Raw genomic sequence first — 16968 nt, forward strand, 5'->3', positions numbered from 1 at the left:
CAGTAGGCAGTGGAGATCGGGCAGTAGGGCGATCGAGAGTCGTCGATTATGTGCGCGTCGAGCAACTCCAGGACATCAATCTACTGCCTACTGCCTACTGCCTACTGCCTACTGCCTAATCCCTACCCAGCGTCGATCTCCGCCTGCAAAGCCTCCATATGGACCGCGGCTGCCGAAGCGGCTGCGCGCTCTATCGCCCTGAACCGGCTGACCACAGCAAGGCCTACCGCGGTCAATTGCGCGCCGCCACCTTTCCTGCCGCCGGTCTGCGCTGCGACCAGCGGCTTGCCGAACACCCGGTTCATGTCCTCGACGAGATCCCAGGCATGCTTGTAGGACATCTCCATGCCGCGCGCCGCGGCCGAGATCGAGCCGAAGGCAGCGATCTGCTCGAGGAGCTCGATCTTGCCGGGACCTATACGCCCCTCGGGGTCGAGATTTATCCTCAGGCTCAACGATGGCATCTCTTGTCCTTTGCAGTCACGCAGACTAACCCTTTTGCAGCCAAATCGCTATTCCAATTGAACATAGCGGTATGCTCTTCGTCATCCATCGGCCTCGGCCGGCAACCCTGGACCGGTCGTCGTAGCGTCGAAGCTGACCGTCTTGATCACCGCGAAGACCTTGCGGCCGAGCGCGAGGCGCAGGCTTTGTTTCGACTGCTCGGTGATGCGCGCCAGCACGGTCGCGCCATTGCAATCGATGGCGATTTCCACCGTGGGCCCTATGCCCGGCCTGACCGCGGCGATCGTCCCCGCCAGTATGTTGAGCGCGCTCAGGCCCGCCGGCTGCTCGGTCGCGATCATCACGTCACGGGCCCGGATGCGGAGCCGCACCGGAGCTCCCGCCGGCCGAGCAATGCGCGGTATGCGGATCTCTCCGCCCCGCGAGCCGAGCACCGTCATGCCGAAAGCCTCGTCGTGACGCAGCACCCTGGTGTCGAGCACCGCGCCGCCCTCGCCGCGCTCCTCCGCCGGCAAGAGATCCAGCCGCTGCATGATCGCATCGGTCTGACCGAAGGCCGCGACCTTGCCCTGCGACAGCACCACCACGTCGCTCGCCAGCCGCGCCACCTCGGCGATCGAATGGCTGACATAGACGATTGGGATCTTCGTTTCGTCGCGCAGCCGCTCGATATAGGGCAGGATCTCGGCCTTGCGCGCCTCGTCGAGCGAGGCGAGCGGCTCGTCCATCAGCAAGAGTTTGGGGCTGGCAAGCAGGGCACGGCCGATCGCCACGCGCTGCTTTTCGCCGCCTGACAGTTTCGCCGGGCGCCGGTCGAGCAGGTGGCCGATGCCGAGCAGGTCGACCACCGCATCCATATCGGCGTAGCGCTCGGAAGACGGCGTGAACCAGCGGCCATAGCGCAGGTTGCCGGCAACGCTCATATGCGGGAAGAGCCGAGCATCCTGGAAAACCATGCCGATCCGCCGCTTATGCATCGGCACGAAGATGCCGGCGGCGGTGTCGACCAGCACGCGGCCATCGACGGCGATGCGCCCCTTCTGCGGCCGGATCAGCCCCGCGATCAGATTGATCAGCGTCGACTTGCCGGAACCCGACGGCCCGAACAGCGCCGTCAGCCGGCCGGCGCTCTCGAAATTCGCTTCGATGGCGAAATCGCCTAGTCGATGGCTGATGTCGACCACGATCGTCATTCGATGTCCATCCGCCGACCGACCCTTCTCGCCAGCACTTCCGAAGCGATCAGCGCGACCATCGAGATGACGACCGAGATCAGCGTCAGCCTGAGCGCGCCCTCGTCGCCGCCCGGCACCTGGGTGAAGGTGTAGATCGCCGAGGGCAACGTCTGCGTCTCGTTGGGGATGTTGGAGACGAAGGTGATCGTGGCGCCGAACTCGCCCATCGCCTTGGCGAAGGAAAGGATCGCCCCCGCGATCAGGCCGGGCAGGATCAGCGGCAGCGTGATGGTGGCGAACACCCAAACCCGATTGGCGCCGAGCGTGCCGGCTGCGGCCTCCATCTTGCGATCGACCGCCTCGATCGACAGCCTTATTGCCCGCACCATCAGCGGAAAACCCATGACGCCGCAGGCGAGCGCGGCGCCTGTCCAGCGGAACGAAAAGACGATGCCGAAATGCTCTGCAAGGAAGGCGCCGGCCGGCCCGCGCCGGCCGAAGGTGAGCAAGAGCAGATAGCCGGTCACCACCGGCGGCAGGATCAGCGGCAGATGCACCAGCCCGTTGAGCAGGGTCTTGCCCCAGAAACGGCCGCGCGCCAGAAGCAGCGCGATCAGGATGCCAGGCGGCAAGCTCACGAGCATCGCCACCGTCGCCACCTTGATCGACAGCCGGACCGCATTCCATTCGTCGGGAGTGAGGTCCAGCAGCCAGTTCATATGCGGTCTAAGGTCTTTCTCAGTTGCTCGGCGCGAGCACCGTAAAACCCTGTTCCTTGAAGAGCGCCGCAGCCTTGGCCGACTCGACGCACTTCAGGAAGGCAGCCGTATCCTTGTCTTTCGAATCCGTCGTCTGGGCAATCGGGTAGATGATCGGCGGGTGCGAATCCTCGGGGAAAGTGCCCACAACCTTCACGCCCTTTTCGGCACGCGCATCGGTGGCGTAGACGACGCCGAGCGGGGCCTCGCCCGTCGACACCAGCTTGAGCGCGGCGCGGACGTTCTCGGCCTGCGCGACCTTGCCTTCGACGGAGGACCAGACGCCCAGCGATTCCAGCGCCGCCTTGCCGTATTTGCCGGCCGGCACCGCCTTGACATCGCCGATGGCGAGCCTGCCGTCGCCGATGAGCTTGGCGAGGTCGAAGCCTTTTTCGACCTTGGTCTCGATCATGGAATCCTTCGGCGCCACCAGTACGATCTGGTTGCCGAGCAGCTTCACTTCGGTATCGGGCTTGGTCAGCTTCTTGTCGGAGAGATATTTCATCCAGTCGAGATCGGCCGAGACGAAGACATCCGCCGGCGCACCGCCCTCGATCTGCTTGGCCAGCGCCGAGCTTGCCGCATAGGAGATGGTCGCCGCTTCGCCGACTTCGGGTTCGCAGGCCTTGTTGACCGCATCGAGCGCATCCTTGAGGCTCGCCGCCGCGAACACGATCACCTTGTCGTCGGCATGAGCCGCCGGCACGGCGGCCATCAGCAGCGCCGCCAGTCCGCCGATGGCGATGGGCTTCAATCCAAAATCTCTGCCGGTCATGAAACCTCTCCCTGCTCGAAAATCCGTTCGGCTCAAAGCCCTGAACCGATATATCCGGATGAACATAACAAGGAAAGGCATTTTACCTTCGGTGGCATCATATGGCAGGGTCTTCCCGGCCTACGATGGAGCCAACTCGATACAGCGAAGCCAAGGATATGAAGATCAGCGGCCGCAAACTGCAAGGGCAAGGACTGCGATCGGTTCCGAAAGTCCAAACGCAGCGCCCGGTGTGTTGAGATTCAGGTCAGGCAGAGCCGAAAATGGTGGATTTCGAGAACCGGCCTACGCCGGCCGTAGCCTTCATAGAGCGGAGACACTTATGAGGGCTTCGGCCGGCGAAGGCCGGAGCGGAGCGTACTTAAAGTACGTGAGCACCGAAAGCGCAGGAAGCCGCCGTTTGCAGGCCTGCCTCACCTGAATATCAACACACCTTAGACGGCGATCGGCGCCTTGATGCTCGCGTCCGCAAAATAGTTCTCGAGGCGGAAATCCTCGAAACGGAAGGCAAAAATATCCTTCACCTCCGGGTTGATCCACATCTTCGGCAGCGATTTCGGCGCGCGCCGCATCTGCTCGCGCGCCTGCTCGAAATGGTTCGAGTAGAGATGCGCGTCGCCGAGCGTGTGGATGAAGTCGCCCGGCTTCAGCCCGGTGGCCTGCGCCACCATCATGGTCAGCAGGGCGTAGGATGCGATGTTGAACGGCACGCCGAGGAAGATATCGCCGGAGCGCTGGTAGAGCTGGCAGGAGAGCCGGCCTTCCGAGACGTAGAACTGGAACAGGCAGTGGCAGGGCGGCAACGCCATCGCCTCCACTTCGGCCGGGTTCCAGGCCGAGACGATCAGCCGGCGCGAATTAGGATTCTTGCGTATCTCCTTGAGAAGACCCGCGATCTGGTCGATCTCGCCGCCATGCCCGTCCGGCCACGAGCGCCATTGCTTGCCGTAGACGGGGCCGAGATCGCCATTCTCGTCGGCCCACTCGTCCCAGATGGTGACGCCGTTGTCGTTGAGATATTTGATGTTGGTGTCGCCGGCCAGAAACCACAGAAGCTCGTGGATGATCGACTTCAGATGCAGCTTCTTGGTGGTGGTGACGGGGAAACCGCGCGAAAGGTCGAAGCGCATCTGGTAACCGAACACCGAGCGCGTGCCGGTGCCGGTGCGATCGCCGCGATCGGCGCCGTTTTCCAGTACATGCTTCAACAGGTCGAGATATTGGCGCATCGGCTCCGCCTCGATTCGGGTGACAGGTGATCATAGCCGACTGGCCGTCGGTCGAATACCGCAAAGCCCGTAACAGATGTGAATCGTACGCCAGAAAGTCCAGGGTGCCGGCACGATGTCGTGCCGGCTGCCGAAGGCTATGCCTCAAAGCGCGCCGAGTTTGCCCAGATCCTTCGCCACCAGATAGTAGAAGGTCACGCGGCTCTTGATGTTGTCTGCGGCCATCGCCTTGCAGACCTTCTGGATCGAGGCGTCGGCCTTGGCGGCATCGGCGATGCCGAGCTTCTTGGCCGCCCAGTTCTCCCGGACGCGCTCGAGCTCCTTCGGGTCCGTGCAGGACACCAGCGAGGAATCGCGGTTCCTGAGCGCGATGCCCAGATGCTTGACGATCTTCTCGACCGCGTCGGCGCTGGCGCCGGCATCGTATTTCTTCACATCCGCAAGATAGTCGGCCATCAAACTTCCCCTCGTCGGCGCCACGGATCCGATCGATGAGGCTTGTGGCGCGCCGCGCAACCTATGCGCCAGGTCCGAGATTCCTCACCGCCGGCGAGCTTCGATTGAGTAAGCGCGCAAGTCAACCCTCGGCTGTTGAGTTTGGCGCCGGGGACAAGTGCCGGTTTGGCCTTTCATTTTTCATGATCGCTCCCTATATTCGCTTCGTCGGCTTGACCGACTATGGCGATAAACAGGCGATGAAATAAGCCGTTCGGACCCGGGGGCGGTACCCGGCGCCTCCACCAAAAACCGCTCTGGACCACGGAGCGGCTTTTGCTGGGGGCGAAATAGGATCGACGAAGGTGTAAAGATCGTACTTTTGCCCGGCATTGTACCACCGTCATCGGGCTAAACTTATAGTTGCCAACGACAACTATGCGGAAGCTCGTCTCGCTGCTTAATGCAGTGCGAACGCTTCAAATCAAGCCCTAGAGGTTCGCACTTCTAGGCGGGGTTCGGAGGTACCTGGCAACAGAAACCTCCACCTTCCCCCCTCTTTTTCTCCTTTCCAAATCAACTGAACGGCCAAGGTTCGTCCGGCGCGCGGGCCGTTCCGTCTTGCCGTTCATCATCCATGGGCAAGTTCATGCAAAACGATTCCGGCCGGTTCTTCGTGCTGACCGGTGGTCCCGGTTCCGGCAAGACCACGCTGGTCGAAGCGTTGAAAGCGGCAGGCTTCGCGACAGCGCCGGAGGCAGGACGCGGCATCATCCGCGACCAGGTGTCAGTCGGCGGCCCTGCCCTTCCCTGGCGGGACCGGGCGCTTTTTGCCGAGCTGATGCTGTCCTGGGAGCTGCGCTCCTGGCACGCGGCGCATGCCGAGCCCGGTCCAGTCTTCTTCGATCGCGGCGTGCCCGACACGATCGGCTATCTCATGCTCTGCGGCCTGCCGGTGCCGGATCACATCAAAAGCGCCGCAACCGAATTCCGCTATGCGCGCCGCGTCTTCATTGCACCGCCATGGCCGGAAATCTTTGCGCACGACGAGGAGCGGAAACAGACATTCGATGAGGCCGAGCGCACCTTTCAATCGGTTACGAGCGTCTATGCCGAACTCGGCTACGAACTGGTGCCTTTACCGCTTGCACCGGTCGAAGAGCGCATGCGCTTCGTCCTCGATACAGCCGGCTTGACGCAGGCGTGAAAAAGGCCGGGGCAAACCCGGCCTTTTCCGATCTTTTGTGAGTTGCTTACTCGGCAGGCGCTTCCACCGCTTCCCGCGCGCGGCCAAGCGTGAGCTTGGCCAGCGAGAACGAAATCACCGCGCAAAGCGTGATGCCGGCAACCATCGGCAGCAGCGTGCCGTCGAAGAAGATGCCGGCGACGCCCATCGCCAGCGCGCCGATCGCGAAGTGCAGCGTGCCCATCAACGCCGAGGCCGTGCCGGCGATCTCGCCATGCTCTTCCATGGCCAGCACCGAGGTGGTCGGGATGACCAGGCCGAGGAAGCCGTAGCCGACGAAGAGCAGCGCCGCCATCACGTCGAGCCGGTCGACGCCCGAAGCCATGATCGCGAACAGCGCCACCATAACCGTGGCGTAGCCGGTGACCGCCACCCAGACGACACGCTTCAGTCCGAACCGATCGGCCAGCATCCCGGTCAGCTGCGACATGCCGATGAAGGCGACCGCGTTGATCGAGAAGAACACGCTGTAGACCGACGGCGACAGGCCGTAATGATCGATCAGGATGAAGGACGAGCTCGACAGATAGACGAAGAAGCTCGCAATACCGAAGCCGGCGATCGCCGTCAGGCCGAGGAAGTTGCGATCGCCCATCAGGTAGCGGTAGCCGGCCAGCGCCGTGCCGAAGGACGAGCTGGCGCGCTCCTCCACCGACCGCGTCTCCTTCAGCGAGGTGGCGAGCAGGATGGTGGCTAAAGCCGCGGCGCCCGTCACCGTCCAGAACACAGCGCGCCAGCCAAAACTCTCGATGATCTGGCTGCCGGTGAGCGGCGCAAGGATCGGCGACACCGAGAACACCAGCATCAGAAGCGACATCAGCTTGGCGGCCTCGTTGCCGGTGTGCAGGTCGCGCACGATGGCGCGCGGCACCGCCATGCCGGCGCTGGCGCCGAGCCCCTGCAGGAAGCGGAAGGCGATCAGCCACTCAATGTTGGGCGCCATCGCCGAGCCGACGCCGCCGACCATGAACAGCGCGAGGCCGGCATAAAGCGGTAGCTTGCGCCCGACCATATCGGAGATCGGGCCGACGACGATCTGGCCGAAACCCATCGACAGGAAGAAGATCAACAGGCTCATCTGCACGGCAGCTGTACCAGCGTGCAGATCCTCACCGATCGAGGGCAGCGCGGGAAGATACATATCGATGGCGAAAGGGCCGATTGCGGACAACAAGCCGAGCACGACCGCGATGCGGAGGAATTTGGGACTCATGATAGGGCTTCTTTCGGATCTGGTTGCCGCCGCGAAAAATCGGCGTCTAACCCCAGGACGTTCCATCCCGCGGAATTCCGACACCCAAGAGCGAACTTCTTCGTCTTCTCAAAACGAAATTGTTCGTCTCGCAGGGAGCGAACTTCCCTTTGTTATGTCCACAAATTTAGACAGGCTTGTCCAATTCGTCAATCACCGCTATATAGATTTTTATGAAGCCCGGCGTTTCTCCTGACACTTTCCCGCCACGCAGCCATGAGGCCAAGCGCATATCGGTGGTTGATGCTGCCGCTTCGGTTTTCTGCCGGGAGGGTTATGCCGGCGCCAACATCGACCTGATCGCGGCCGAGGCCGGCGTTTCGCGCCAGACGGTCTACAATCACCACGGCGACAAGGAAAAGCTCTTCATGGCCGTCGTGCGCGACCTGACGGAGCGTTGCAACGCCGGCATCTTCGCCACCATCGCCACCTTCCCCGACCAGCCCGCCGATCTCGAATCCGATCTTGTCGCTTTTGCCGTGCGCATGAACCGCAACTGCATCTGCAACCGCGACGGCCGCTTCCTGCGCAAGCTGATCCAGGCCGAAGGCGAGCGCTATCCGGAGCTTTTCGCCGAGTGGCGCGAACAGGGCCCCGGCCGCACCTGGTCGGCGCTTGCCGCCCGCTTCGCGCGGCTTGCCTATGCCGGGCACCTGTCGATCGACGATCCGGACGTGGCGGCGCGCCAGTTCCTCGCTCTCGTCAATGCCGAGCTTCAAATCACCTTCATGCTCGGCGGCATGCCTACCGAGGAGGAGGTCCTGCGCTCGGCCACCAACGGCGTGCGCACCTTCCTCCGCGCCTTCGGCTCGCGCAAAGCCGCATCCGTCAAGCCGGCCGCCCTCGCCGCCCACGCCTGAGCAATCAAATCGCCGCCACCCCCTCTTGGCCTCAGCGTTAGGCGCCTATATGCGGTTTACGCCGCGCTCAAGCTTGATTACAGCTATGCGGACGATTCAACGGAACCCGACCGTCACATGGCCGACGACCACATCCGCTACGACATTCTGGCCCAGGAGGCATTGCGCGGCGTCATGCGCAAGGTCCTGGCCGAAGTCGCGCGCACCGGTCTTCCGGGCAACCACCATTTCTTCATCACCTTCCTGACCGGCGCGCCGGGCGTGCGCATTTCCTCGCGGCTGCGCGAGCGTTATCCCGAGCAGATGACGATCGTCATCCAGTTCCAGTACTGGGACCTGAAGGTCACGGATGCCGGTTTCGAGGTGGGGCTCTCCTTCTCCGACGTGCCTGAAAAGCTCGAGATCCCCTTCTCCGCCGTGCGCGGTTTCTACGATCCTTCGGTGAATTTCGAACTCGAATTCGACGTCAAGGCGGAAGGCGCGGCGGAGGACGACGATGCCGCGCCGGCGCCGGAGCCGATTGCGGTCGTGGCCGAAAAGAAACCGGAATCGAAGAAAAAGTCCCCTGAGGCCGAGAAGAAGCCGGCTGTCGCCGACAGTGGCGGCAAGAGCGCCGACGTCGTTTCGCTCGACGCCTTCCGCAAGAAGTGAGCCGGGAAAATGGGCGAGGTCGTCAATCTCCGCCAGGCCCGCAAGCAGAAAGCGCGCATCGAGAAGGAACGCCTGGCCGGCGAGAACCGGGCATTGCACGGTCGTTCCAAGGCCGAACGCGAGCGTGACCGGCTGACGTCCGATAGGACCGAAAAATTCATGGACGGCCATCGCCGCGAAAAGCCCGGCGATCCGGACCGGCACTGAGCGCCTCCGATGGCCGCGGTCGAAAAACGCTCGGTCACGATCCGAGGCCACCGCACCAGCTTTTCCCTGGAGCAACCCTTCTACGACGATTTGCTCGCGATCGCGGCGGAGCGCTCGGTGTCGCTCGCGGCTCTCGTCGCCGAGATCGACGAGACGCGGACCCGTGATGCCAACCTGTCCTCCGCGCTGAGACTTTACGTGTTGGCCTGGGCAAAGCGCAGCGGCAAATCGTCTTGAGTTGCCTCAGACGGGGTCGCCGATGCCTTGCTCAGCTTTCCGCCTGGCTCCGAAGCTGAGCAAGGCGGCACGGTCGCGTTCCTCCGCCTGCTTTTTCGACCGCACCCGCATCAGGTCTTTCCAGCCGACATAGCCGACGAGCCGCGCATCCTCGCGTGAGACGACAGGCAGATGCGAGACGTTGGCGGTGAGCAGCTTGTCGGACAGTCCTTCCAGATATTCGTCAGGATAGGCGAGCGTGACCTTGCTGCCGGCGAGCAGCTCGCCAAGCGTCGTCTTGCGGTGCTTGCCGGCGCGGCGCCAGCGCAGGATCGCCGGCGGATCGATGACGCCGAGCACATGGCCCTCCTCGTTGATCACCGGGAAGCTTGGATGCCGCGTGTCCGGCGCGGTGAGGAATGCGGCCGCGCCATGCAGCGTCATTGCCGCAGGCACGCTTTCGACCCTGTTCGTCATCACTTCGCGCACCCTGGTCAGCGCGAAGGGATCAACGCGGTATTCGCGAACGAGGTGATGGCCGCGCCGCGCCACCTTTTCGGTCAGGATCGAGCGCTTCATCAACAGCACGGTGACCGCATGGGCGGTGGCGCAAGCCGCGATCAGCGGCACCAGCATATGGGTGTTGCCGGTGAGCTCCACCGCGAAGAAGGTCGCGGTCAGCGGCGCGCGCATGGTGCCGCCCATGGTCGCGGCCATCGCCAGCAGCGGCCAGAAGCCCGGCGTCGCTTCCGGCAGGATGCCGGCCAGCACCGCCCCCATCGCGCCGCCCATGATCAAGAGCGGCGCCAGCACACCGCCCGACGTTCCCGAACCCAGCGCCACCGACCAGACAATGGCTTTCACCACCAGCAGCGTAAGCGCCGCGGCCGCGACGACGCGGCCATCGAGCATGTTGGCGATGTTGTCGTAGCCGACGCCGAGCGCCTGCGGCTCGATGAGGCCGCCTATGCCGACCACAAGGCCGCCGATCATCGGCCACCACATCCAGTGTATCGGCAGCTTCTGGAAAGCGTCCTCGCAGGCATAGACCAATTGCGTCAGCAGACCCGAAAGAAGGCCGGAAGCAATGCCGACGAGCACCCAGCCGCCCAATCCGGCGATCGATGCCTCCATGCTGCCCGAAAAGGGAAAGATCGGACCCGGCAGATGCAGCAAGGTGCGTTCGACTTCCGCGACGATAGCGGCCACTGCGACCGGGATGAAGCTGCGTGGCGTCCATTCGAACAGCAGCAGCTCGACGGCAAGCATGATCGCCGCGATCGGCGTGCCGAAGACGGTCGTCATGCCGGCCGCGGCACCCGCCACCAGCAGCGTCTTGCGCTCATTGTCGCTGACCGGCAGCATCTGCGCGATCAGCGAGCCGATCGCGCCGCCGGTCATGATGATCGGGCCTTCGGCGCCGAACGGCCCGCCCGAACCGATGGAGATCGCCGACGACAATGGCTTCAGCACCGCCACCTTGGCGTCGAGCCGCGAGCGGCCGAGAAGGATCGCCTCGATGGCCTCAGGAATGCCGTGGCCGCGGATCTTTTCGCTGCCGAAGCGGGCCATCAGGCCGATGATCAGCGCGCCGATCACCGGCACGATCACCGCGGCAAGCCCAAGCGGCGTGTCCTCGAGCCTCAGCTCGGCCAGCGTGAACTGGCCGAAATAGGCGATGTTGGTGGCAAGCCGGATGAGCTTCAACAACACGATGCCGGCAAACAGCCCGGCAGTCGCGACCACGACCGCGATGGCCGCGATGACGAGCACCCTGGGATCGGTGGTGAAGTCGCGGAGGTGGCCGTTTCCGGCATGGGCGGATTTCATTGTGGAGCCTGGGCTTTCTGGCGGCGCAAATGCCGTCCGGTTGTCGGGCGGCTACATATCGTACTACGATATATTTCTTCAAGACCGTTTTCGACCGCTGCTCCGCGTCATTTGGTCATGGATTGCGCCAGGTCCCAAGCCTTCGTGGGAGTTGAGCTTTGGCAGGAAAGGGCCATAAGTCGTGGAATGACGCAGCCGAAGAAATCACGTCCCGCCATCAGCCAGGCCGACTACGAGCGGCTGTCGGAATTCCGCTATCTGATCCGCCGCTTTCTGGAATTCAGCCAGATCCAGGCGAACGAGGCGGGCTTGACCCCGCGCCAGCATCAGGCGCTGCTGGCGATCAAGGGTTACCCCGGCGGCGGACCGGTGGCGGTCGGCGATCTGGCGGAGCGGTTGCGCATCCGACACCACAGCGCCGTCGAACTGGTGAACCGTCTTGCCGAGGCCGGATTGGTCACAAGGGATCAGGACAAGGCCGACCACCGCCGCGTTCTACTCCAGCTCACACCTCTCGCCGACGATCGCCTGGCCGAATTGTCGGCCGCTCACCTCGACGAGCTTTCGCGGATCGAGCCTATGCTGCGGCGCCTGCTTTCGCGGCGGGAGCCGGTTTGAGCCACAGCCAAAGCGCCGAACTCGCGGTGTCTTGACCGGATGAGCCTCAGCCGCCGTCCAGCGACTTCAGGAGATTGTCGATCGTGAACGGATTGGGCTTTGGTTTCGCCGGCTCTGAAGCGGAACCGTCGTTGACGCCGGGAAGCGACCGGTCGATCTTTGGCGCCTGCTCAGCCGCCTTGCGTTGGGCTTCCAGCTTCGCCTGCTCGGCCTTCCTGCGCTCCGCCTCGGCCCGCGCTTTGACCGCCTTGTCGGCCGCCTGTTGCTCCGCCCTGGCCTTCGCTTCGGCTTCAGCCTGCGCCTGCGCCCGCGCCTCGGCCTCGGCTTGAGCTTTGGCGTCGGCCTCAGCCTTGGCCCTGGCATCCGCCTCTGCTTTCGCGCGCGCATCCGCCTCGGCCTGGGCCTTCGCGTCGGCCTCTGCTTTGGCCCTCGCCTCTTCTTCCGCCTTGGCTTCCGCTTCCGCCTTTGCCTGCGCCTCTGCCTCGGCTTTCGCCCTGGCCTCGGCTTCGGCCTTCTGCCGCGCCTCTTCCTCTTGCCGGCGCAGTTCTTCGGCCGCTCGGTCGCGCTCGGTCTGCAGCGCCGCGTAATAGCGAACCTCGCGCCGCAGCCGCTGCTTCTCGAGCAGTTCCGCCTGCATTGCCTCGACCCGCTGCTGTTCCTTCTCCAGCGCGCGCTGGGTGAGGAACTGGGCCAGCGGCTCGCTGTCGAACTGGCGTGTCGTCGCGCCGACAGGGCCGGCGAGGCTGAAGTTTACAGCAGGCGCGGAGCCGACCAGCGCCTCGTCGCCGGGACGATAGGTGACCGCCCCCTTTGCCGTGACGGTGCTTGTGTTGATGTCGGCGGTCACATCGGCCGTCAGCACCGCCGCAGGATTGTCGAGGCTGATCGGCGGCGCCCGCAGCGTGCCATTGGCAACGGTGAAGGCAATGTCGCTGTCACCCGCCGCGAAACTGCCCTCCCCAGCGATCCCAGGCGCGAAGCCGGCGGTCTTGGCGGCGTCGATGTCGCGCCCTATTGCGTCGGCCCTGGCGATGATGGCGGCAAAGGCGTCGGGATTGATGCCGGCGATATTCAAACCTTTCACCGCCGCGGTGCCGGACCCGGACAGAGCGGCGATCATCGCGTCGACCGACTTGCCGCTGGTCGACAGCGCCGCCGAAATATCGCCGCTGCCGCTGACACCCGAACCGGGCAGCAGCGCGGAAAGGTCGCTGCCCGCCAACTTCAACTGACCTGAAAACAGGCCCGTGCCTTCCGTATTCTTAAGCTCGAACAGGCCGGTCAGCGCGCCGCCATGGAGCTTGGCCTTGAGGTCCGAGACATGGATGCCTTCCCGGTCGAGCTTCAGCGACAGGGCCGCATCATGCGCGATGGCGAACGGTCCGGCGGCCAGCGCCGCCGCGTTGAGGTCGAGATCGGCGCTGAATGGCAGGGTCGACTTCTGGCTGAACGGCGCCGTCGGCCAGCCACCGCCTTTCGCGGCGAGGAAAGACTGATCGCCGAACAGCGACACAGCCAACGGATCGAGATCGAGTTCGTCGAGCGCCAGCGCGCCGGCGAGATGCGGCAGCCCATCTTTCATGTCGACGTTGACGTCACCGGACACCGCGGCCCTGTTGATCGCGCCGACGAACCCGCTCAGCACCAGCAGCCCATTGCCGAAATCGGCGTCGGCGGCAAGCGATGCCGACGTGCCGGTGCCCATGCCCGGCAACCCGACGCCTGTCGTCATGAGCCACGGTTCGATATCGGCTGCATCGAGGTTGACCTTGCCCTTGGCGGTCGCGCCTTGCTGCGTCTCGGCGACGGTCCCGTCAAAGCTCGCCCTGAAATCGTCGGCCGTCAGGTTGAAGCTGGTCGCCAGACCGCCGCCGAGCGAGCCTTTTGCCGAGAGATCGGTTGCCGCCTGTCCAAGCATGCCGAGCGGCAGCGCCGGCAGGCCGTAAAGCGCCAGCAGCGTGGCGGCGTTCTCGTTCCTGGCGTTGAAGGTGAGCGACACAGGCGCATCGAGAAGCCAGTCCGCGGTGCCCTTGCCCGAAAGAGAGGCCGAAAAGGCCGAACCGCCGGCCTTGCCCTGCGCTGAAAGCGCGAGCCCCGTGGTGCCGTCGCCGTTGTCGGCCGCACTCGTCACCAGGTCGATACGAGCGTCCTGGAACAGTTCGGGATAAGCGGCTGCACGGTCGGCCAGACCCTTCAGAACCTGATTGTCCGGATAATGCTGCGCCGCGACGTCGATGAGCGGCCTCAGATCCACGGCCACGACCGAAGCGTCGAGCTTGCCGGTCGGGCTTTCCGGAAAATCCTTGACGCGCCCCGTGGCGCTGATCGAGGCGCCCGCAAGCCCGCCGACCGAAAGCCGGTCGATCTCAAGCAGGCCCTCGCGCAGCCGCAACGCCGTATCCACCGTGTCGGCGGTCAGCCCGCCGGCGCTGACCGGGCCTGCCTTGATCTGGAAATCGAGGTCGCGGTCGGCGAAGCGGTTGGCGCCCTTGTCGCTGACGAAGATCGAGGCAAAGGCCGCCAAGCCGTCGACATCGAGCTCGCCGCCCTCCAGCCGCATCAGCACCGAGGGCCTCGCGCCGTCGGGCTGGCTGGAATCAATGCTGCCGGAAAACTTCGCCTTGCCGAGGATGAGTTCGAGATCGCTGAAGGACTGCCGGTTCTCGCTGAGATCGACCTTGGCCTTGAAGCCCGCCGCCGGCAGCCGGCGGATCGCATCGTCGACATCCTTCGACAGCCAGGCGGCGAAACCGGAGGGCTGTCCGACAGCAAGCAGCAAGGAACCCGTAAAGCCGAACCGGTCTTCGACGCTCAGCATGCCGTCGGCTTCGAGCGTCGCCCGGCCGGGCAGAGTCGCGGCAAGCGACTTCACCGACCAGCCGCCCTTGACGGGCTCCGCCGAAAGCCGCACGTCGCGCACCGTCGTGTCGCCCGCCACCACCGCCGGCAGCCTGACCTCGACCGTGCCCGGCATCGTCGGCTTCGGCATGTGCAGCAGCGTCTGTTCGAGCGCCGCAATGCGCTGGTCGAGCGTCAGCCCGGTGCCCGCGGATGCGCCCACGGCCTCGTCGAACTGTACCTGCGCCCCGCTGGCTTCGATCGAGAAATGCGGCTTGAGGCCGAGATCGACCGACGCCTTGCCATCGGCAGTATAGGGATTGTCGAGCGGCCCGGTTTCGAAGCGGAATTCGTCTACGCCGAGCTTCTGGTGATCGAGCGCGAATTTGCCGTTCAGCCGGAAGCCCGGATCGGACTTGCTGGCGCTGACCTTGACCGGCTTGCCGTCGGTGCCCCGCAGTTCGGCCGGGTTCTTGTCGGCCCCATTCTTGTCGGAGGCCGAAACCTTGAACTGGCCGGAATAGACCGCAGCGCCCTTGACGATGCCGGCATTGCCGTCGGTCTCGACGACCAGCGGATAGGCATCCGGGTCTGCCTTCAGCCTGAGCCGCATCTGGCCGTCCGGCTCCAACTTGCCGGTGGAGGCCGAGACTTCCGTGCGCAGCCCGTCGAAGCGCAGCGTGCCATCCATGCGCCACGGGCCGGCGAGCGACTTGGCGGAAACGGTCGAGTTGATTTCGGAGATGAAATGGCTGCGTCCGCCGGCGGCATGGCGCAATTCGATCTGACCTTCGGTCACCGTCAGCTTCTCGATCGCGATTTGACCGGGATCGAAGGGTGTCGACGGCCGGATCGCCCAGTCGACCGTGCCGTCGCCGGCGACGTCGATGGTCGCCTTCGGATGCACCAGCCGCATGTCGAAGATCAGCAACTCGCCGCGCAGGAAAGGGGCGAGCTCGGCATCCATGGAGAAGGTCTCCATCGTCATTGCCGGCTGGCCGCCAGGACCGCCGGCGACCTCGACATTGGAGAAGGTCACCGAAGGGAATGGCAGCAACCGCGCGGTCGCATCGCCTTTCACCGTCACCTTGCGGCCGAGGATGGTGCTCGCCTCGCGCTCGAAATCGGCGCGGTAGCCGGTCCAGTCGATGAAATACGGCACCACCAGCGCCGCGCACAGCACCAGCACGAACAGCCCACCGAAGATCACGAACAGGCGTGCGAGCATTTTCTCCCCGGATTGAAAGTCAGCCGCACTCTACCCGCATCCGCGTGTCGATAAAGAGGCAATTCGCCGGTGTCGGCGCGCAATCAAGGCAGCGTCCGCTGTTGCGCGGTCGCTCGCGATCGCGATATCTTTTTGGAATGCACTCTGCCTCAAGTGGCCACGCCCGGTCGCGATCACCCGAGCCAAATAGCGAAACGTGGAGCATTCCCGATGTCAGGCAAGAACTGGGACAGGGTGCCGATCGATGCGCAGAGCGTCGATGCCCCGCTGTCGCTCGCCGCGGTTTTCCTCGTCGTCACGGTCGGCAGCGACAAGGCAGCCCTCTCGAAGGTGGCCTCGGTGCTCGGCGCACTTGACGATCTCGTCAAGAATGTCGGTTTCCGCGACCTGTCCGGCCGACTGTCGTGCATCGCCGGTATCGGCGCCGACCTCTGGGCCCGTCTCTCGCCGGACCGGCGACCGCGCGAACTGAAAGCCTTTGCGCCGGTCAAGGGACCGGTCCATTCGGCGCCGTCCACGCCGGGCGACCTTCTCTTCCACATCCGCGCCGAACGCACCGACATGTGCTTCGAGTTCGAGCGCATCCTGCTGGACAGTCTGCGCGGCAGCGTCACGGTCGTCGACGAGGTCACCGGCTTTCGCTATTTCGACGCGCGCGACCTACTCGGTTTCGTCGACGGCACCGCCAACCCGACCGGTCTCGATTTGCCCGCCTCGGCCCTTGTCGGCGACGAGGACGCCGAGTTTGCCGGCGGCAGCTATGTCGTCGTCCAGAAATATCTGCACGATCTTGGCGCCTGGGCGGAAACGCCGACGCGCCTCCAGGAAGAGATCATCGGCCGCACCAAGATCGACAACATCGAGATCGATGACGACGACAAGCCACGCAAGTCGCACAAGTCGCTGGCCACCATCGAGGACGACGCCGGCAACGAATACGACATCCTACGCGACAACATGCCTTTCGGCCGGCCGGGCCAGAAGGAGTTCGGAACCTACTTTATCGGCTACACCCGCTATCTGTGGGTGATCGAAAAAATGCTGCAGCGCATGTATGTCGGTGAGCCGCCAGGCGCCTACGACCGGCTGCTCGACTTCTCCACGCCACATACCGGCACGACCTTTTTCGCGCCCACCCGGCCCATGCTGCAGAAGCTGGCCGACGGCGCGCAGGGGTAATCCGCG

16 protein-coding genes and 1 other RNA gene are annotated in these 16968 nt (G+C 64.3%); 8 read left to right on the forward strand and 9 right to left on the reverse strand.

Features of this window, described 5'->3' with window-relative positions:
• Positions 1-122 precede the first annotated feature (122 nt).
• The 6 genes from ABID26_RS15210 to ABID26_RS15235 form a co-directional block, all read right to left on the reverse strand.
• On the reverse strand, positions 123-464 hold the full coding sequence (locus ABID26_RS15210; protein WP_126099477.1) for a winged helix-turn-helix domain-containing protein: 342 nt from the start codon (positions 462-464) through the stop codon (positions 123-125).
• Positions 465-545: 81 nt separating this feature from the next.
• Positions 546-1658, reverse strand: a complete 1113-nt coding sequence (gene modC, locus ABID26_RS15215) for a molybdenum ABC transporter ATP-binding protein (protein WP_292298638.1) — start codon at positions 1656-1658, stop codon at positions 546-548.
• Positions 1655-2359: a molybdate ABC transporter permease subunit gene (gene modB, locus ABID26_RS15220; RefSeq protein ID WP_126099475.1), complete on the reverse strand. Its 705-nt coding sequence runs from the start codon at positions 2357-2359 to the stop codon at positions 1655-1657. The genes modC and modB overlap by 4 nt, the downstream gene beginning before the upstream one ends.
• 19 nt (positions 2360-2378) lie before the next feature.
• Positions 2379-3173: a molybdate ABC transporter substrate-binding protein gene (gene modA, locus ABID26_RS15225; protein ID WP_354415923.1), complete on the reverse strand. Its 795-nt coding sequence runs from the start codon at positions 3171-3173 to the stop codon at positions 2379-2381.
• A 434-nt stretch (positions 3174-3607) separates the two neighbouring features.
• A complete protein-coding gene (locus ABID26_RS15230) occupies positions 3608-4402 on the reverse strand; it encodes a thymidylate synthase (protein WP_354415924.1) in 795 nt (264 codons plus the stop codon).
• Between the two features lie 144 nt (positions 4403-4546).
• Positions 4547-4858 carry a DUF2853 family protein gene (locus ABID26_RS15235; RefSeq protein ID WP_354415925.1) on the reverse strand — a complete coding sequence of 104 codons (312 nt, stop codon included), beginning with the start codon at positions 4856-4858 and terminating at the stop codon, positions 4547-4549.
• A gap of 167 nt (positions 4859-5025) precedes the next feature.
• On the opposite strand from ABID26_RS15235, the gene ssrA reads away from it, so the two are divergent.
• Together ssrA and ABID26_RS15245 are read left to right on the forward strand one after the other, a co-directional pair.
• Positions 5026-5386, forward strand: a transfer-messenger RNA (tmRNA) gene (gene ssrA / locus ABID26_RS15240).
• A 100-nt stretch (positions 5387-5486) separates the two neighbouring features.
• A complete protein-coding gene (locus tag ABID26_RS15245; RefSeq protein WP_354415926.1) occupies positions 5487-6044 on the forward strand; it encodes an AAA family ATPase in 558 nt (185 codons plus the stop codon).
• A gap of 46 nt (positions 6045-6090) precedes the next feature.
• On the opposite strand, the gene ABID26_RS15250 is transcribed toward ABID26_RS15245, so the two are convergent.
• On the reverse strand, positions 6091-7296 hold the full coding sequence (locus ABID26_RS15250; protein ID WP_354415927.1) for a multidrug effflux MFS transporter: 1206 nt from the start codon (positions 7294-7296) through the stop codon (positions 6091-6093).
• Positions 7297-7508: 212 nt separating this feature from the next.
• On the opposite strand from ABID26_RS15250, the gene ABID26_RS15255 reads away from it, so the two are divergent.
• From ABID26_RS15255 to ABID26_RS15270, 4 genes are all read left to right on the forward strand, one after another.
• Positions 7509-8195: a TetR/AcrR family transcriptional regulator gene (locus ABID26_RS15255; RefSeq protein WP_354415928.1), complete on the forward strand. Its 687-nt coding sequence runs from the start codon at positions 7509-7511 to the stop codon at positions 8193-8195.
• A gap of 117 nt (positions 8196-8312) precedes the next feature.
• The gene (locus tag ABID26_RS15260) at positions 8313-8846 is read left to right on the forward strand and encodes an SspB family protein (protein ID WP_126099468.1); all 534 of its coding nucleotides are present in this window, start codon (positions 8313-8315) and stop codon (positions 8844-8846) included.
• A 9-nt stretch (positions 8847-8855) separates the two neighbouring features.
• Positions 8856-9053, forward strand: coding sequence for a DUF4169 family protein (locus ABID26_RS15265; protein WP_292339845.1), 198 nt, complete (start codon positions 8856-8858; stop codon positions 9051-9053).
• 9 nt (positions 9054-9062) lie between these two features.
• A complete protein-coding gene (locus tag ABID26_RS15270) occupies positions 9063-9290 on the forward strand; it encodes a ribbon-helix-helix domain-containing protein (protein ID WP_126099466.1) in 228 nt (75 codons plus the stop codon).
• 6 nt (positions 9291-9296) lie between these two features.
• Here the strand turns inward: ABID26_RS15270 and ABID26_RS15275 are convergent, their stop codons facing one another.
• A complete protein-coding gene (locus ABID26_RS15275; RefSeq protein ID WP_354415929.1) occupies positions 9297-11099 on the reverse strand; it encodes a chloride channel protein in 1803 nt (600 codons plus the stop codon).
• A 186-nt stretch (positions 11100-11285) separates the two neighbouring features.
• Between ABID26_RS15275 and ABID26_RS15280 the strand changes: the two genes are divergently transcribed.
• Positions 11286-11717: a MarR family winged helix-turn-helix transcriptional regulator gene (locus ABID26_RS15280; RefSeq protein WP_292339847.1), complete on the forward strand. Its 432-nt coding sequence runs from the start codon at positions 11286-11288 to the stop codon at positions 11715-11717.
• A gap of 46 nt (positions 11718-11763) precedes the next feature.
• On the opposite strand, the gene ABID26_RS15285 is transcribed toward ABID26_RS15280, so the two are convergent.
• Positions 11764-15783 carry an AsmA family protein gene (locus ABID26_RS15285; protein WP_354415930.1) on the reverse strand — a complete coding sequence of 1340 codons (4020 nt, stop codon included), beginning with the start codon at positions 15781-15783 and terminating at the stop codon, positions 11764-11766.
• Between the two features lie 210 nt (positions 15784-15993).
• On the opposite strand from ABID26_RS15285, the gene ABID26_RS15290 reads away from it, so the two are divergent.
• Entirely contained in the window at positions 15994-16962 is a 969-nt protein-coding gene (locus ABID26_RS15290) for a Dyp-type peroxidase (protein WP_354415931.1), read from the forward strand.
• Positions 16963-16968 lie beyond the last annotated feature (6 nt).

The sequence above is a fragment of the Mesorhizobium shonense genome, from assembly GCF_040545255.1.
Taxonomy (GTDB): domain Bacteria; phylum Pseudomonadota; class Alphaproteobacteria; order Rhizobiales; family Rhizobiaceae; genus Mesorhizobium; species Mesorhizobium shonense.

Excerpts from the sequence above, each read along its gene's own strand:
- ABID26_RS15210 (WP_126099477.1), bottom strand. The coding sequence starts at position 464 with ATGCCATCGTTGAGCCTGAGGATAAATCTCGACCCCGAGGGGCGTATA.
- ABID26_RS15260 (WP_126099468.1), top strand. The coding sequence starts at position 8,313 with ATGGCCGACGACCACATCCGCTACGACATTCTGGCCCAGGAGGCATTG.
- ABID26_RS15245 (WP_354415926.1), top strand. The coding sequence starts at position 5,487 with ATGCAAAACGATTCCGGCCGGTTCTTCGTGCTGACCGGTGGTCCCGGT.
- modB (WP_126099475.1), bottom strand. The coding sequence starts at position 2,359 with ATGAACTGGCTGCTGGACCTCACTCCCGACGAATGGAATGCGGTCCGG.
- ABID26_RS15250 (WP_354415927.1), bottom strand. The coding sequence starts at position 7,296 with ATGAGTCCCAAATTCCTCCGCATCGCGGTCGTGCTCGGCTTGTTGTCC.
- ABID26_RS15275 (WP_354415929.1), bottom strand. The coding sequence starts at position 11,099 with ATGAAATCCGCCCATGCCGGAAACGGCCACCTCCGCGACTTCACCACC.
- ABID26_RS15270 (WP_126099466.1), top strand. The coding sequence starts at position 9,063 with ATGGCCGCGGTCGAAAAACGCTCGGTCACGATCCGAGGCCACCGCACC.
- ABID26_RS15280 (WP_292339847.1), top strand. The coding sequence starts at position 11,286 with ATGACGCAGCCGAAGAAATCACGTCCCGCCATCAGCCAGGCCGACTAC.
- ABID26_RS15235 (WP_354415925.1), bottom strand. The coding sequence starts at position 4,858 with ATGGCCGACTATCTTGCGGATGTGAAGAAATACGATGCCGGCGCCAGC.
- ABID26_RS15255 (WP_354415928.1), top strand. The coding sequence starts at position 7,509 with ATGAAGCCCGGCGTTTCTCCTGACACTTTCCCGCCACGCAGCCATGAG.
- ABID26_RS15265 (WP_292339845.1), top strand. The coding sequence starts at position 8,856 with ATGGGCGAGGTCGTCAATCTCCGCCAGGCCCGCAAGCAGAAAGCGCGC.
- modC (WP_292298638.1), bottom strand. The coding sequence starts at position 1,658 with ATGACGATCGTGGTCGACATCAGCCATCGACTAGGCGATTTCGCCATC.
- ABID26_RS15230 (WP_354415924.1), bottom strand. The coding sequence starts at position 4,402 with ATGCGCCAATATCTCGACCTGTTGAAGCATGTACTGGAAAACGGCGCC.
- ABID26_RS15285 (WP_354415930.1), bottom strand. The coding sequence starts at position 15,783 with ATGCTCGCACGCCTGTTCGTGATCTTCGGTGGGCTGTTCGTGCTGGTG.
- modA (WP_354415923.1), bottom strand. The coding sequence starts at position 3,173 with ATGACCGGCAGAGATTTTGGATTGAAGCCCATCGCCATCGGCGGACTG.
- ABID26_RS15290 (WP_354415931.1), top strand. The coding sequence starts at position 15,994 with ATGTCAGGCAAGAACTGGGACAGGGTGCCGATCGATGCGCAGAGCGTC.